12 protein-coding genes are annotated in these 15786 nt (G+C 66.7%); 6 read left to right on the forward strand and 6 right to left on the reverse strand.

Annotated elements, in window-relative coordinates:
• Positions 1 to 8 precede the first annotated feature (8 nt).
• On the reverse strand, positions 9 to 920 hold the full coding sequence (locus tag AQZ52_RS13525; RefSeq protein WP_067911704.1) for a LysR family transcriptional regulator: 912 nt from the start codon (positions 918 to 920) through the stop codon (positions 9 to 11).
• A 117-nt stretch (positions 921 to 1037) separates the two neighbouring features.
• Between AQZ52_RS13525 and AQZ52_RS13530 the strand changes: the two genes are divergently transcribed.
• The 3 genes from AQZ52_RS13530 to AQZ52_RS13540 are packed head-to-tail and all read left to right on the forward strand — an operon-like array spanning position 1038 to position 5249.
• Positions 1038 to 2735, forward strand: coding sequence for an ATP-binding cassette domain-containing protein (locus AQZ52_RS13530; RefSeq protein ID WP_067911706.1), 1698 nt, complete (start codon positions 1038 to 1040; stop codon positions 2733 to 2735).
• A gap of 31 nt (positions 2736 to 2766) precedes the next feature.
• Positions 2767 to 3825, forward strand: a complete 1059-nt coding sequence (locus AQZ52_RS13535) for an efflux RND transporter periplasmic adaptor subunit (RefSeq protein ID WP_067912215.1) — start codon at positions 2767 to 2769, stop codon at positions 3823 to 3825.
• The gene (locus AQZ52_RS13540) at positions 3822 to 5249 is read left to right on the forward strand and encodes a TolC family protein (RefSeq protein WP_067911709.1); all 1428 of its coding nucleotides are present in this window, start codon (positions 3822 to 3824) and stop codon (positions 5247 to 5249) included. The genes AQZ52_RS13535 and AQZ52_RS13540 overlap by 4 nt, the downstream gene beginning before the upstream one ends.
• Positions 5250 to 5286: 37 nt before the next feature.
• On the opposite strand, the gene AQZ52_RS13545 is transcribed toward AQZ52_RS13540, so the two are convergent.
• Together AQZ52_RS13545 and AQZ52_RS13550 are read right to left on the reverse strand one after the other, a co-directional pair.
• On the reverse strand, positions 5287 to 7398 hold the full coding sequence (locus AQZ52_RS13545) for a PQQ-dependent dehydrogenase, methanol/ethanol family (protein WP_240481633.1): 2112 nt from the start codon (positions 7396 to 7398) through the stop codon (positions 5287 to 5289).
• A gap of 192 nt (positions 7399 to 7590) precedes the next feature.
• Positions 7591 to 8637 carry a fatty acid desaturase gene (locus tag AQZ52_RS13550; protein WP_156424935.1) on the reverse strand — a complete coding sequence of 349 codons (1047 nt, stop codon included), beginning with the start codon at positions 8635 to 8637 and terminating at the stop codon, positions 7591 to 7593.
• Between the two features lie 312 nt (positions 8638 to 8949).
• On the opposite strand from AQZ52_RS13550, the gene AQZ52_RS13555 reads away from it, so the two are divergent.
• The gene (locus AQZ52_RS13555) at positions 8950 to 10221 is read left to right on the forward strand and encodes a metal-dependent hydrolase family protein (RefSeq protein ID WP_067911715.1); all 1272 of its coding nucleotides are present in this window, start codon (positions 8950 to 8952) and stop codon (positions 10219 to 10221) included.
• Here AQZ52_RS13555 and AQZ52_RS13560 read toward each other — a convergent pair whose 3' ends face one another.
• Positions 10222 to 11025 carry an acetoacetate decarboxylase family protein gene (locus AQZ52_RS13560; RefSeq protein ID WP_067911719.1) on the reverse strand — a complete coding sequence of 268 codons (804 nt, stop codon included), beginning with the start codon at positions 11023 to 11025 and terminating at the stop codon, positions 10222 to 10224.
• Between the two features lie 128 nt (positions 11026 to 11153).
• Between AQZ52_RS13560 and AQZ52_RS13565 the strand changes: the two genes are divergently transcribed.
• Positions 11154 to 12041, forward strand: coding sequence for a fumarylacetoacetate hydrolase family protein (locus AQZ52_RS13565; protein ID WP_067911722.1), 888 nt, complete (start codon positions 11154 to 11156; stop codon positions 12039 to 12041).
• A gap of 32 nt (positions 12042 to 12073) precedes the next feature.
• Entirely contained in the window at positions 12074 to 13078 is a 1005-nt protein-coding gene (locus AQZ52_RS13570) for an AraC family transcriptional regulator (protein WP_067911725.1), read from the forward strand.
• On the opposite strand, the gene gabT is transcribed toward AQZ52_RS13570, so the two are convergent.
• Together gabT and AQZ52_RS13580 are read right to left on the reverse strand one after the other, a co-directional pair.
• Positions 13075 to 14370, reverse strand: coding sequence for a 4-aminobutyrate--2-oxoglutarate transaminase (gene gabT, locus AQZ52_RS13575; RefSeq protein WP_067911729.1), 1296 nt, complete (start codon positions 14368 to 14370; stop codon positions 13075 to 13077). The two genes, AQZ52_RS13570 and gabT, sit on opposite strands and share 4 nt — an antisense overlap.
• Positions 14367 to 15776 carry an NAD-dependent succinate-semialdehyde dehydrogenase gene (locus AQZ52_RS13580; protein ID WP_276203276.1) on the reverse strand — a complete coding sequence of 470 codons (1410 nt, stop codon included), beginning with the start codon at positions 15774 to 15776 and terminating at the stop codon, positions 14367 to 14369. The genes gabT and AQZ52_RS13580 overlap by 4 nt, the downstream gene beginning before the upstream one ends.
• Positions 15777 to 15786: the final 10 nt, after the last annotated feature.

Raw genomic sequence — 15786 nt, forward strand, 5'->3', positions numbered from 1 at the left:
GTCTGGACCTACCCCAGCCCCCGCTCCAGCATCCGCCGCGCGGATCGCTGCACATGTTCGGCGATCACCCGGAACGCCGCTTCCATGCTCCTGCCGCGCCGCCAGGCCAGCGCTACCGAGCGGTGCGCCCGCCACCCTGCGACATCGACAACCGCCAATCCCGCCAGCCCGCCCACGTCGCTTTGCAGATAGAGCCGCGGCAGCACGGTAAGGCCAAGGCCCGAGGCGGCCATCATGTGCAGACTGTCGAGACTGGTGCCCTCGTAGTCCGGGCTCAGCGCCATGCCGTGCGCTTCGGCGATCCCTTGCGTCTCGCGGTGCAGGTGGTGCCGCGTATCGAGCGAGAGCAGCACCTGCCCGGCCAGCGCCGCAGGGTCCACCGGCCCGCGTACCAGTTCACTGTCCACCGCGGCCACCAGATCGAGCGGTTCGCGAAAAAGGGGTTCGATCTCCAGGTCATCGCCCCGGATCGGCAGGGGTCCGAGTATCACGTCAAGCTCCCCGCGCGAAACCTGCCGCGCCTGCTCGTCGGGAATGCCTTCGCGCACATAGAGCCTGAGCCCGGGGGCGGCGCGGTGCAGATCGGCGATGATCGGCGAGAGCAGATAGGGCCCCAGCGTCGGCGTCGTCCCCATGCGCAGGGTGCCGGTGAGGCCCGTCGCGGCCGAACGCGCCAGTTCCTCGATGCCCCGCACCTCGCCCAGAATGCCGCGCGCCTTGGAAACCACGCTGCGACCGATCGGCGTCAGGATCGCGCCGGTGGTCGAGCGTTCGAGCAGGCGCACACCCAATCGCTCTTCCAGCGCCTTCACCTGCTGGCTCAGCGCCGGCTGCGAGACATGGCTGACCCGCGCGGCTTCGGCAAAGGAGCCCGTGTCGGCGAGGGCGACCAGGTACTGCAGCTGGCGGATCGTCGTCATGGGAGGTTATAATCACAGCCTATAGCGCCTCCGCAAGACTTCTGATTGGCGCTGCTCTCCTCGCTCACCTAAAACACACCGTACCGATCTCGGAAGAGAACACTTTCAGGGAATGTCATGGCGGGACCCGCACGCGTCGAACTGCGTGATGCAATTCGCTGGCTGGCCGAAATCATCGGCCCCGATGCGGGCTATCTGCGTCTGGCTGCGGTCTATGGCATTGCCATCGGCCTGCTTTCGCTCGCCACGCCGATTTCGGTGCAGCTGCTGATCAACAGCGTCGCCTATACCGCGCTGCCCGCGCCGCTGTGGACGCTGGCGGGGCTGCTCTTCGTGCTCCTCCTCGTCGTCGCGCTGCTCAGCACCTTGCGCGTCTATGTCATGACACTGTTCGAGCGCCGCCTGTTTGCCCGCATCGTTGCCGAAATCACGATCCGCGCCGTCCATGCGCGCGATCCCTTCTTCGGCGATGCGCGCCGGGCAGACCTGTTCAACCGCTTTTTCGATCTCGCGGTCGTGCAGAAATCGGTGCCCAGCCTTGTGATCGGCGGCTTCACCATCATGCTGCAGTCGGCGGTCGGCCTTATCGTCACCAGCTTCTATCATCCGTTCTTCCTCGCCTTCAACGTGGTGCTGCTGCTTGCGCTGCTGGTGATCTGGCTGCTGTGGTCGCGTGGGTCGATGACCAATGCGGTCGCTCTCAGCCATGCCAAGCACGATACCGCGCGCTGGCTCGAAAGCGTCGGCGGCTCCAACGGCTTCTACAAGTCCAGCCGCCATGTCGGCTTCGCGATGGACCGATCCGAAGCGATGACCGCGAACTACATCGCCAGGCACAAGGCCTATTTCCGCTACAGCTTCGCGCAGACGCTGGCGTTCTTCATGCTCTATGCCTTTGCCTCGGCCGCGCTTCTCGCGCTCGGCGGCAATCTGATCCTCGCGGGCGAGCTCACCATCGGCCAGCTCGTCGGCGCGGAGCTGATCCTCTCGGGCGTGTTCTACGGCGTCGGCCAGCTCGGCTGGTATCTCGATACGTTCTACGATCTGGTCGCCAGCTGCGAGGAACTCTCGCTGCTCTATGGCATCGCGCAGGAAAAGTTGCCCGCGGCCAGCACCCGGGGCCCGCGCGACGGCGCGATCGCGCTGCGCGATGTGAAGCTGGGCGAAACCCACCTCAATTTCTCGCTCGCCGCCGGCGAGCGCCTCGTCACCGTGCCGGAGCCCGGGGTCGAGCGGACACTGTCGATGCTGCTCAAGCGCCATGTCGCGCCCGAACACGGGCTCGTCACCGTCGGCGGTTCGGACCTCGGCGGTCTCAACATGTACATGCTGCGCTCGGACGTCATCGTGCTCGACCGCCCGACCATCGTCGAAGTCACGATCCGCGAATACCTCAATCTCGCGATATCCGATCTGACGCCTGCCAGCATTCTCGATGCGGTCGATGCCGTCGGCCTCAGCGAACGCATCGCCAGCCTGCCCGAAGGGCTCGACACTCCGCTCGCCTCCTCGGGTTGGCCGCTGACGGTGGGCGAGGTCATGGAACTCAAGCTCGCCAATGCGCTGCTCGCCTGCCCCAAGGTGCTCGTCCTTGCGCCGGTGTTCGATGTCATGCCGCCCGCGCAGCTCTACGGGGTGCTGGAACGCTTGAAGGCCGCCGGCACCACCGTGCTGCTGTGCACCGCGCGCCCGGGCAGCTTCGCGCTCGATGGCTGGCTGTGGCTCGGCCGTCAGGAGCAGATCCGTTTCGCCTCCGCCGCAGAACTGCAGGCGCATATCAAGGATCGGGAGGCGTCACGTGCCCTATCGGCTTGACCATATCGACCACTTCCCGACACTCGCCTCGATGAAGGCCCCGCGCGTGGCCGTCATCACCGCATGGATGGTCGCGCTCGGCATCACGGCCGCCGCGCTCGTCATGGCCTTCGTGCCCTGGGTCCAGACCGCGAATGGCGATGGCATGGTCGTCGCGCTCGATCCCGATGACCGCACCGCCGATGTCTCCTCGCTCGTCAGCGGGCGCATCACCGAATGGTATGTGAAGGATGGCGAGCAGGTCGCGGCCGGCCAGCCCATCGCGCGCGTGGTCGATCTCGATCCCGAATACCTCACCCGCCTCGCCGCCGAGCGGGCGCAGATCGAAGCGGAGATCGCCGCCGTCACCCAGTCGCGCGCCACCGCGCAGCTCGATGTCAACCGCACGGCGGCGCTCTTCCGCGAGGGGCTCATTGCCCGCCGTGACTACGAACTGGCGCAGATCAAGGTCGCCGAGGGCGGTGCCAAGCTCGCCGAATCCCGCGCCAAGCTCCAGCGCATCGACGTCCAGCTCGCGCGCCAGTCCAGCCAGGTCGTCCGCGCGCCCCGCGCCGGCCGCATCCAGGCGGTCAACGCCGGCCTCAGCGGCAGCGTTGTCTCGCCCGGCTCGATCCTCGCCACCGTCGCGCCCGAAACCGCAGAGCGCGCCGTCGCGCTCTACATCGATGGGCGCGATATCGCGCTCGTCCGCCCCGGCCGGCATGTCAGGCTCGAGTTCGAAGGCTGGCCGGCCATCCAGTTCAGCGGCTGGCCTTCGGTGGCTCAGGGCATCTTCGATGGCCGCGTCCGCGCGGTCGATCCCACCTCCGGCTCGGGCGGCCTGTTCCGCGTCCTTGTCGAACCCGATCCAGCGAAGAAGCCCTGGCCCGATCTGCGCTTCACCAGGCTCGGCGCCCGGGTGCGCGGCTGGATCCAGATGGAAACCGTCAAGGTCGGCTATGAGCTGTGGCGTCAGCTCAACGATTTCCCGCTCGAATTCAGCAAGGAGATCAAGGCCTCGATCGGCGGCAAGGACGGGAAAGGCGGCAGCGCCGACGGGCCCGGCAAGGACGATGACGCCACCGTGCGCAAGGCTGGCAAGCCGAAATGATCCGCCGCCCCGCTCTGGCCGCGGCACTGTCGCTGGCGCTGCTGTGGGGGTCCCCGCTGGCAGCCCAGACCGCGCCCCTCACGCTGATCGAGGTGCTGCAGTCCTCGGCCACGCAGGCCCCGCAGATCGTCGAGGCGATGGCCCGCGTGCGCCAGGCGGAAGGGCGCGCCCTTTCGGCTGACGGCGCGTTCGACACCGTGTTCGATATCGACGCGCAAAGCCGCGTGCTCGGCTACTATTCGGGCACCTATCTCGAAGGCAAGGCCACTCGCCCGCTCACCGAAAACGGCGGCTCGCTCTATGGCGGTTACCGCGTCTCCACCGGTTCCTTCCCCGTCTACGAGGACAAGGCCTATACCGACCGTCTCGGCGAACTGAAGATCGGCGGCCTGTTTGCGCTGCTGCGCGACCGCGCCATCGATGAACGCCGCGGCCGCATCGCCCTGGCCGCCCGCGATATCGACGCCGCGCGGCTGGAACGCGAGATGGTCGCCATCGGCGTTCAGGCGCGCGCGGCTGCCACCTATCAGAACTGGGTCGCCGCCGGCCTGCGCCTCAAGGCCTATCAGGCGCTCCTCGTTCTGGCCGAGCAGCGCCGTGCCGGCATCGCGCGCCAGGTCCAGCTCGGTGCGCGCCCCGCGATCCTCCTCACCGAGGCCGATACCAACATCGTCCGCCGCCGCGCCCTTGTCGTGCGGTCCGAGCAGGAATTCGGCGCTGCCGCCAACGCGCTTTCGTTCTTCCTGCGCAGCGAAAGCGGCGAGCGTCTCGTGCCCAGCGCAGACCGTCTGCCGGCGACCCTTCCCGGCTTCAGGCCCACCCGCCCGGGCCAGCCCGCCGATATTCCGTCTGGCCGCCCGGACGTCCAGACCCTCAGCGCCCGCCTCGCCCAGTCCGAACTCAAACTCGCGCTGGCCGAAAACGAACTCAAACCCCGGCTCGATCTGCGCGGCGAGCTGGCTTACGATGTCGGCCCCACAGGCCGCGGCGGCAAATCACGCTCGGGCGAGGAAGCCATTGTCGGCGTGCGCCTCACCGTGCCGCTCCAACGCCGCTCCGCCAGGGGCAAGATCGCCGAGGCTCGCGCCGAAATCGACGGCCTGCGCACCCGCCAGCAACTGGTGCGCGAACAGATCGCCGTGGAGGTCAAGGGCATCGCCATCGCCGTCGACGGCGCGGCAAAGACCGCCCGCCTCGCGTCCGACGAGGCCCGCCTCGCCGATGATCTCGCCGCCGCCGAACGCCGCCGCTTCGATCTTGGGGCCAGCGATTTCTTCCTTCTCAACATGCGCGAGGAAGCCGCAACGGACGCGCGCGTGCGCCTGCTCGATGCCGAGGCCCGTGCGGCGCTGGCGGGCATAGACCTCGCCGGCGCAACGGCGGACCGCGCCGCCCTGGGCCTTCCGGAAGGGCCGCTGCCCTAAGCTCGCCCCCTCCCCTTCAGGGTAAAGGGGCAACCGATCAGTTCGCCGCCACCGTCTTGCGCTGGGCTTCCCAGCCCTTGCGCTGGACATTGATGAGGTAGGCGTGGATCGCCTCCACGTCGTACTTGCTCACCATGTCGCCCATCGGCGCCATGCCATTGCCCGCCAGCGCGCCCTTGAGCACGATCTGGTTGAACAGGCCGTGGACATACTTCGGCAGCCGCGAAAGGTCCGGCGTGATCCCGGGACCGAACATGTGGCAGCGCGAACAGAACTCGGTGAACTTGGCCTCACCGTGCGCGATAAGCTGCGGACTCGCCTTCGACGCCGGCGGCTCCGGGTAGACCAGCGGATCGACACGCGGCTCCGGCTGCGGCACTGGGCCGCCGCCCAGCTTGAAGACCAGGATGCGGTTGGCATTGCGGTTCTTGTAAGCGATGTCCACCGGCGGCAGCGGATAGCTGATGCCGATCCCGCCATAGCCCACCTGCACCGCGATATACTGCACGCCGCCGATCTTGTAGGTCATGGGCGCCGCCATGATGTGCGATCCGGTCTGGATCGAGGCCAGCTCGGCCCCCGTCGTCGCATTATAAACGCGCAAAGTCCCGTCGCCGCGTCCCTGCACCACGATATTGCCTGCCGTCGAAAGGACGCCGCCATCGTAGCCGCGGTTCACGTCGGAGGTCACATGCTCCCACACCACCTTGCGCGCCACCGGGTCCCAGGCCTTCAGCACCTCGCGCACCAGGCTGGTCTTGCCGCGCTCCTTCTGCAGCTCCGCCTTGGTCGGGATCGGCCCGAACAGGCGCGTCAGCGTCGGCTCGTCATAGGTGTCGTCCGGAATGATCCCGTTGGTGTTGAAGAACCCTTCGAGGTGATCGAGCCTGCCCTTGTTCAGCGGCAGGTTGACCATCACGTTGGGCATGTCGATCGTCGGGATATAGACAAGGCCCGTCTTCGGGCTGAACGACATCGGGTTCCACGTATGCGCTCCCGCCCATGAGGGATAGACGTTCTTGGGCTTGGTCGAATAATCCGCAATTTCCGTGAACTTGGGCCGGCCCGTGGCAAGGTCCACCCCGCTCGCCCAGTTGACGTAGGTGAAGGGATCGGCCGCGAGCAGTTTGCCCGTCTTGAGATCGAGCGTGTAGTAGAACCCGTTCTTCGAAGCCTGCATCACCACCCGGCGCGTTTCGCCGCCCACCGGCAGGTTGGCGAACACGAACTTCTGCACCGCGTCATAGTCCCAGGCATCGCCCGGAGTTTCCTGATAGTACCAGGTCATCCGGCCGGTCCTGGCGTTCACCGCCACGATCGAGGCATTGAACAAGTCGTCGTGCCGCTCCGCCGCGCTCTTGGCGCGCACATAAGGCGATGCGTTGGCCGTGCCGAACACGATCTGGTCGGTCTCTGCATCATAGGAAAGCCCGTCCCACACCGTGCCGCCGTTCTCATAGCGGCCATCGTGGTTCGGACCCCACGATTTTGCCGCCATTTCCAGCTCGGGATGCTCGAAGGGCTGCCCCGGCGGCGGCGGTACCGTGAAAAAGCGCCACTTGAACTTGCCGGTCTTGATATCCCAAGCCGAGATGTAGCCGCGCGTCGAGCCGTCGCCCAGGTCGGCACCCGAATTGCCGATCACCACCGCATCACTCGTCAGCAGCACCGCTCCGGTCGAAGCGTATGTATATTTGCTCGTACCCCGGCCGATGATCGTGTCGGCGGTCCATTTCTCCGCGCCTGTCTTGGCATCGAGCGCATGAAGCCGTCCGTCCTCGCTGGCGACGAACACAACGCCATCACGCACCGCGACGCCGCGGTTCACCGTATCGCAGCAGGCATTGCGCGCGGCGGAAGGATCGATCCCCGGATGGAAGGTCCACAGCACCTCACCCGTATCCGCCTTCAACGCATAGACGATGCCCCACACGCCCGAGGTATACATCACCCCGTCGACCACCAGCGGCGTCGCTTCCTGCCCGCGCTCGGTGCCCATGTCATAGGCCCAGGCGAGGCCAAGCTGCGCCGCATTGCTGTCGTTGATATCAGCCAGTGCGGAAAACCATGTCCCCGCCTCATCCCCGCCGACATAGGGCCACTCGTCCCCTGCGACCGGATGCGTCGCCGCCGGAAATGCACTCGGCAATTGGGGAGAGCCCGCCTGAAGTGAAGAAGCCGCCAGGCTGACAGTACAGAGAAGACCCAGCAGCGACGCACGCAGTTTTTTTGTCATCATGCTGCAAGGTGTCCGCTGGAACGGCGCCCTTGGCAAGGGGGTTTTGCAGCCAACGGATGCACTTTCCGGCCCCCCGCAAGTCTCTTCTCGTTCGGGGAAGGATTACCCGATCCGGGCCGCCTCGCCGAAGGTCACCATTTCCTGCCGGTGCTCGTCCCACAAGGCGAGGCGCAAGGTACCGCAGGCCTGCAGTGCGTTGAACCGGTTCACCTCGCGCAGACGCGGATGCGTCTCCAGCACTTCGGGGAGGCGATAGAAGGGGATCCGGCTCGCCAGATGATGGACATGATGGATCCCGATATGGCCGGTGAACCAGCCCAGGATTCGCGGCAATTCCAGATGCGTGCTGCCATGCAGCGCCGCATCGTGAAACGACCAGTCCTGCGCCTCCTGCCAGTGGGCATCGCGGAACTGGTGCTGGACGAAGAACAGCCAGACTCCCAGCGAGGCCGCGCTCAGCAGGACGGGGAAGAATACCAGCGCCGTAACGCCGAAACCGAACAGCACAAGCGGCAGCGCCAGCACCAGGGCGGTGCCCAGATTGGTGCCGATGGAGCTCGCCCAATAGATCCAGCCCGAATTCATCAGGCCGATCGGCAGCCGGTGGCGCACCAGGAACAGATAGGCCGGGCCAAGCCCCAGCAGCACCAGCGGATGGCGATAGAGCCGATAGGCCAGACGTCCCCGCCACGTCCGCTGGCGATATTCGCGCACTGTCAGCATATCCACATCGCCAACCCCGCGCGCGGCAAGATTGCCGGTTCCCGCATGATGCATCGCGTGCGAACGCCGCCAGCAATCATAGGGCGTCAGCGTCAGCACACCCAGCGCCCGGCCGATCCAGTCGTTGCTCGCCCGGTTGCGCAGGAACGAGCCGTGCCCGCAATCGTGCTGGATGATGAAGAGCCTGAGCAGAAACAGCCCGGCCAGCGGCGTTGCCGCCAGCGCCAGCCAGTAACCCGCCTTCACCGCAACCGCGATTCCCGCAAACAGAACAAGAAACGGAACCAGCGTGATCGCCAGCTCCCACCCGCTGCGCGCCGGTCGCGGATCGCGAAACGCCTGCAATTCGCGCATCAGCTGCCGTGGATCGATCGGTGCAGCCACAGTGCACTCGGCAGGGACGTGGGCGGGCTTCTGGAGTTCCATGACGGTCACGCCGATCAGCTAACCGTCTCCGCCCGATTTGTCACCCCGGTTCGAGGGGCGCTCCACAAGCCCTTGCGGCACGAGTGCAACGGTCCTCCCTCGCACCCAGTCCTACACGCCCCTGTCCTACACACGCTCTGTGCGTTACACTCCCACCATGGTCTGGAACCCTCGCAATTGCGCCGCCCGCACGGCCCATCACCCCACCGCAGCGCGCACCGGAGCGTCCGCCGGAACCGCCCCTGACAGTTTCTCCTCTGGACTGTGTCAACTGTGTCAACCTGACCTAAATTCAAACGGAGCGCGCCGCGCATGAAGGCTCTTGTCACCACCGCGCTCGCGCTCGTCCTCGCCCTTCCCGCCATCGCCCCCGCCGCCGCACGTGCCGAGCCTCCGCGCATCCTGCTCCGGCCAGCACAGGTGTTCGACGGCACCGATCCCGCGCCCCATCCCGGCTGGCAGGTGCTGGTGGAGGGCGAGCGGATCGCCGCCGTCGGCCCCAACCTTTCCGTGCCGCCTGGCACCACCACCATGGACCTCCCCGGCCAGACGCTCATGCCCGGCATGATCGAGGGCCACGGCCACTTGTTCCTCCATCCCTACAACGAGACGGACTGGGACGATCAGGTCCTCCACGAACCGCTGGCCTTGCGTACCATCCGCGCGGCGAAGCAGGCCGAAATCACTTTGCGCGCGGGCTTCACCACCGAGCGTGATCTTGGCACCGAAGGCGCGGGCTACGCCGATGTCGGGCTGAAAAAGGCCATCGACAGCGGCCTCACCCCCGGGCCCCGCCTCCTCGTCGCCACCCGCGCCATCGTCGCGCAGGGCGCCTATGGCCCCAAGGGTTTCGAGCCCGGCGTGAGCATCCCGCAAGGCGCCGAGGAAGCGAGCGGCGTCGAGGGGATTGTCCGCGCGGTCAGGAACCAGATCGCCGCCGGGGCCGATGTCGTGAAGCTCTATGCCGACTATCACTACCGCCCGGGCGAGCCGAGCCTGCCCACGTTTTCCGAGGCCGAGATGACTGCCGCCACGGCCGCCGCGCACGATGCCGGCCGCACTGTCGCGGTCCATGCCGTCACGGCAGAGGGCATGCGCCGCGCCATCGCCGCCGGGGTCGATACCATCGAGCACGGCGATGAAGGCACGCCCGCCGTCTTCAAGGCCATGGCCGCCAGACGCATCGCATTCTGCCCGACACTGGCGGCCAGCGAGGCCATCGCCCGCTATCGCGGCTGGAACGGCACTGAACCCGCGCCCGCCGCCGTCGCGACAAGCCGCACCGCCTTGCGCGCCGCGCTTGCCGCCGGTGTGCCGATCTGCATGGGCGGCGATGTCGGCGTGTTCGCGCATGGCGAGAACGTGCGTGAAATCAACGCGATGGCTGCTGCAGGCATGACACCGCCGCAAGTCCTCATCGCCGCCACATCGGGCAACGCGCAGGCCTTCCGCCTCTCCGATCGCGGCGCGGTGAAGCTCGGCCTGCTGGCCGATCTGATCGCCGTCGAGGGCGATCCGACCCGTGATCTCACCGCCCTCACCCGCGTCAGGCTGGTGATGAAGGGAGGCTCGATGATCCGCTGATCAGGCGAGATTGTTGCGCACCAATGTCGTCCCTGCGCGCCACGAAACGCCGACTTCGTGCCAGTATCCGGCAATCTTTTCCTGCGGCGTGATATCCAGCAGCTCCTCGACGGGAGATTCGAAATAGCTGAGGTCGAAGTCCCCCTTGAAGCAGCGGCCGAGTTCCACGTCGTAGCTCGACATGGTGACGACCTCGTCGAGGCTCTGGGTGCCATCGGTCTCGATCGCGGGCATCCACCGGTTGTGGACCATCGGCAGACCATTGACGAAGCCGGGCCGCTCCGCCGCCTCGGTGATCGTGAAGCGCCCTTCCGCCAGCCGCCGGTCGAACGCCGCGAGCGTCACGCCGAACGTGCCGCCGGGCTGGAGCCGTGGCCCGGCCTTGCCAACATAGACCGGGCGGCTCATCTGGATCGAGCCGAGCTTCTTGGGATAGCCCTGATGCTGGCCGCGCAGCATCGCGAATTCCTTGTCCACCCAGATGTAGACGCAGCGCGACCAGGTCTTCCCCTGGAACTGGCAGCGCACGACGATAAACATCTCCTTGTACTGCACCCGCACGGGATCGAGGATCTGCAGCGGATCGTCGGACGTCGATTGCCAGTCCGCCCAGATCGCCGCGACAGCGCCGGGATCTTCCTCGGCCAGCGTGAAGCCATCGGGCAGGAGCGCCGCGATCTTCGCGGGGTCCGTGCGGTATTCCAGCGTGATCAGCTCGCCCGAATAGTGCCACGGCACCGGCGGCACGATGCTCGCCTTGCCGCTCGGCGTGCGCGGATAGAACAGGCCCTTCAGGTTGCTCATGGATACCTCGTCTGGAAAACTGCACCCGCTTCTACCGCGCCCGTCGGCACGAGCTTGGCCGCAGCGGCCAATGCCTGTGGCGCACGGCGGCGCTAAGGCATACCCCAACTGGAACCGAGGGCCCCGCGATGACCACCGAATACCGCCGCATCCTGCTTGATGGCTACCCCATCCTCACCACGCGCCATGGCGACGAGCTCGTCACGAAAGATGGCCGCAGCATCGGCGTCGATGAAGCGGTGCACCTTGCCCCGTGCAACCCCAGCAAGATCATCTGCGTCCATTTGAACTACGAGAGCCGGGTCAAGGAGTTCATCACAAAGCTCCCGCCCGCGCCCACCTATTTCCAGAAACCGGTAACCGCGCTCAACACCCACAAGGGCGCCGTGGTGCGGCCCGAGCGCTGCAAGTACCTCAACTATGAAGGCGAGATCGCCATCGTGATCGGCCGCTCGTGCCGCAACATCGCGCCTGACGAGGCGGCGGACTACATCCTCGGCTATTCGGTCGCGAACGACTATGGCCTCCACGATTTCCGCGACACCGACGCCGGCTCCATGCTGCGCGTGAAGGGGTCCGACACGCTCTGCCCGATCGGTCCGGGCCTTGTGACCGGCTGGGATTTCCGGGGCAAGCAGATCCGCACCCTGGTCAACGGCGAAGTCCGGCAGGACGGCAACACGAGCGAGATGGAGTGGGACATGCACTATCTCGTCGCCGATATCGCCCGGACGATCACGCTCGAGCCGGGCGACGTGCTGCTTTCGGGAACCCCCGCCAACAGCCGCCCTGTGCAGCCCGGCGATGTGGTGGAAGTCGAAGTCGAAGGCCTCGGCAAGCTGACCAACACGGTCGTCCACGGCCCCACCCCGATCCGCGATGATTGCGGCGCGCAGCCGACCGAATCCGAGGAAGTGATCTCCACGGCGATGGGCGGCGACTGGGAGTTCCGCGGTATCCGCGCCGCGGGCGGCCAGGGCGCCGCATTCTACGAATCCGCGCTCGAGACGAAGTGACGACGAGCGCGGCGGCTGATAGGCTTGGCCACATGGCCGAACCCCAGATCGCCGCGCAGTTCCTGCGCCACGTGGCCAATTGCGTCGAGCTGACCGGCCACTCCGCGGCGGGCCTGCTCGCGCGCATCGGTGTGCCGCGCGAAGTGCTGGAGGACCCGGACGGCCTGATCCCCCTCGCTGGCTTCATTGCGTTCTTCGAGGATGCGGCCGAACTGGTCCGCAATCCCCACTTCGGTCTTCACACCGGCCGCCTTGCAGGGTCAGAAAGCCTTGGCCCGCTCAGCTTCCTGTTTCTTAGCGCGCCCGATCTGCGAACCGCCTTCGCCAGTTTCACGCGCTATCTCTCGACCATGCAGCAGGCCAGTCGCAACCATTTCACCGACGAGGGTGGCTGGGCGACGTTCACCTACCAAGTGCTCGACCAATCAATCACCCGCAGGCGCCAGGACGCCGAATACTCCATCGCTGCGATGTTCAACCTTGCGCGGCAGTTTGCGGGGGGTGACCTTGAACTCAGCGAAGTGCGCTTCGAACACGAGCGCGTCGGCGATTATGCCCGCTACCGCGATTACTTCGGCTGCGACGTGTTCTTCGAGCAGGACTGCAACAGGCTGACCCTTGCAGGGCGCTACCTCGATCTGCGCGGCCGCGTGCTTAGCCCAAGCCTCCATCCCATCATCGAGGAACACCTCCAGCGGCTGGCTGGCCGCGGAACGCGTGCATCGCTGGCCGCAAAAGTGAAGGCCATGATCGAGGCGACGCCGCTCCATGCGCCGCCGGCGCTGACCGAAGTCGCACAGCGGCTCGATCTTTCCGCGCCCACATTGCACCGCCGCCTCGCCGCCGAAGGCACCGGCTGGCGCGCCCTGGTGAACGGTCAGCGCATGGAAGCAGCCGCGCGTCTGCTACGCACCAGCCGGCGCAATGTCAGTACCATCGCGCTCGACGTCGGCTTTGCCGAAAGCGCGAGCTTCACCCGCGCCTTCACCCGCCATTTCGGCGTATCGCCGGGCCGCTACCGCAAGGGCAGCGGTTAGCCCGCCACCCGCCGCATCACGCCGGTCAGGCGGTCCATGGCCTCGGCCAGCAAATCATCGGGCATGGTCAGCGCCGGCAGAAACCGCACGACATTGCCGCGCATCCCGCAGGAGAGCAGCAGCAGCCCATCCTTGATACCTTCCTGCACCACAGCCTTGGTCAGCTCCGGGTTCGGCTGGTCGGGATCGCCATCATGAACCAGTTCCATCGCGACCATCGCACCGGGCCCACGCACGTCACCGATAGAGCGCATGCCGCCCTGCTGGAGCGCCCGGAGCGTGCCCTTGATGGTATTGCCGATGGTGACAGCGCGCTCGCACAGGTTGTCCTCGGCGATGATCTTGAGCACTTCCAGGCCAGCCACGCAGCCCAGCGGCGAACCACCATAGGTACCGCCCAGCCCGCCCGTATCCGGAGCGTCCATCAGATCGGCACGGCCCATCACGCCCGAAATCGGGAAGCCGCCCGCCATGGCCTTGGCTATCGTCATGATGTCCGGCGTCACGCCGGTCGCCTCGCGCACCCAGTCCATCGCGAAGAGCTTGCCGGTACGCGCGAAGCCCGATTGGACCTCGTCCGCGATAAGCAGGATGCCGTGCTTGTCGCAGATCTCGCGCAGCGCACGGAAGAAGGCATAGGACGCGGTATAGAATCCGCCCTCGCCCAGCACCGGCTCAAGCACGATGGCAGCGACAGCCGCAGGCTCGATGGTCGAGGCGAACACCGCCTCCAGCGCCGCCACGGCCTGCTTCTCGTCAAACCCGTGATAGGGTATCGGGAAGCGGGTGTGGTGCACATCACCCGGCAGCGGGCCGAATCCGGCCTTGTAGGGGAGCACCTTGCCGGTCATCGCCAAGGTCAGCAGCGTGCGGCCGTGATAGCCGCCCTGGAACGTCACGATCCCGCGCCGCCCGGTCGCCGAGCGCGCGATCTTGACCGCGTTTTCCAGCGCCTCGGCGCCCGTGGTGAGAAACACCGTCTTGACCGGACCCTTGATCGGCGCAGCGGCATTGAGCTGCTCGGCAAGGGCAATGTAGCTCTCGTACGGCGTGACCTGGAACGAGCAGTGCGAGAACTGATCGAGCTGGCGCTTCACCGCCTCGACAATGCGCGGGTCGGAATGGCCGGTGTTGCAAACCGCGATGCCGGTCGCGAAATCGATGTAGCGGTTGCCCTCGGCGTCGAAGGCCTCCGCGTTCACGCCGCGCTCGAAGAACCGCGTGTGGATCGATCCGACCCCGCGCGGCACGGCGGCTTCGCGGCGGGCCCAAAGCTCGGTGTTGCTGGTCATGCGCCAATTCCTCCCATGAGGCAGTATTTGAGTTCGAGATATTCATCGAGGCCGTGGCGCGATCCCTCGCGCCCGAGACCGGACTGCTTGATGCCGCCGAACGGGGCGACTTCGGTCGAGATGATGCCGTCGTTGACACCGACCATGCCGTATTCGAGCGCTTCCATCACGCGCCACACGCGCCCCAGATCCCGCGCGAAGAAATAGGCGGCAAGGCCGAAGGGGGTGTCGTTGGCGATCCGCACGGCCTGGTCCTCGTCCTTGAAGCGGATCAGCGGGACGACGGGGCCGAAGATTTCGGACGTGGCAATGGCCATTTGCGGGTTCACTCCGGCCAGCACGGTCGGCTCGAAGAAGCTGGCCCCGACGTCCGAGCGGTGGCCGCCCATCAGCGCCGTGGCGCCGCCTGCGAGGGCATCGCCAACGAGGCTCTCGACCTTCTCCACGGCCGCCGCGTTGATCAGCGGCCCGATCGTCGTGCCCGGTGCGGCGCCATCGCCCACCACCAGCGCCGCAACCTTGGCGCGCAGGCGTTCGACGAAGGCATCATGGACGCTGTCCTGCACCAGCACGCGGTTGGCGCAGACGCAGGTCTGCCCGGCATTGCGGAACTTGGAGGCCATCAGGCCATCGGCAGCGGCATCCAGATCGGCATCGTCGAACACGATGAAAGGCGCGTTGCCCCCCAGCTCGAGGCTGAGGCGGGTGACGTTCTCGGCGGCCTGCGCCATCAGGATCTTGCCCACGCGGGTCGAGCCGGTGAAGCTCAGCTTGCGCACCTTGGGATGGTGGCAGAACAGCGCGCCGACACCGGCGGGATCGTTTGACGGGGTAACGCGGAACAGGTCCGCCGGCACGCCCGCCTCTCGCGCGAGCGTCTCCAGCGCAAGCGCCGACAGCGGCGTCGCCTCGGCGGGCTTGACCACGATGGAGCAACCTGCCGCCAGCGCCGGACCGACCTTGCGGGTGATCATCGCGATAGGGAAATTCCACGGCGTGATCGCAGCGCAAGTGCCCACCGGCTGCTTGATGGTGAGGACGCGCTTGCCCACCGCGAACGTCGGCACCGTCTCGCCATAGGCGCGCTTGGCTTCCTCGGCGAACCATTCGATGAACGAGGCGCCATAGGCCACCTCGCCGCGCGCTTCGGCCAGCGGCTTGCCGCATTCGGCGGTAATCAGTGCGGCAAGCTCTTCCTGCCGCTCCATGATGAGGGCATACCAGCGGCGGAGGACCGCAGCGCGCGCCTTGGCGGTCTCGGCGGCCCATGCCGGCCGCGCCGCATCGGCCGCATCGATGATCGCGGCGATCTCGGCCGGCGCATAGTCGCGCACCGTCGCAATGAGGGCCCCGGTGGCGGGGTTGTGGACAGCAAGGCCGGTGCCTTCAGGCACAGTTTCGAACACGGACAATCCT

Source organism: Novosphingobium fuchskuhlense, from assembly GCF_001519075.1.
GTDB classification, from domain to species: Bacteria; Pseudomonadota; Alphaproteobacteria; order Sphingomonadales; family Sphingomonadaceae; genus Novosphingobium; species Novosphingobium fuchskuhlense.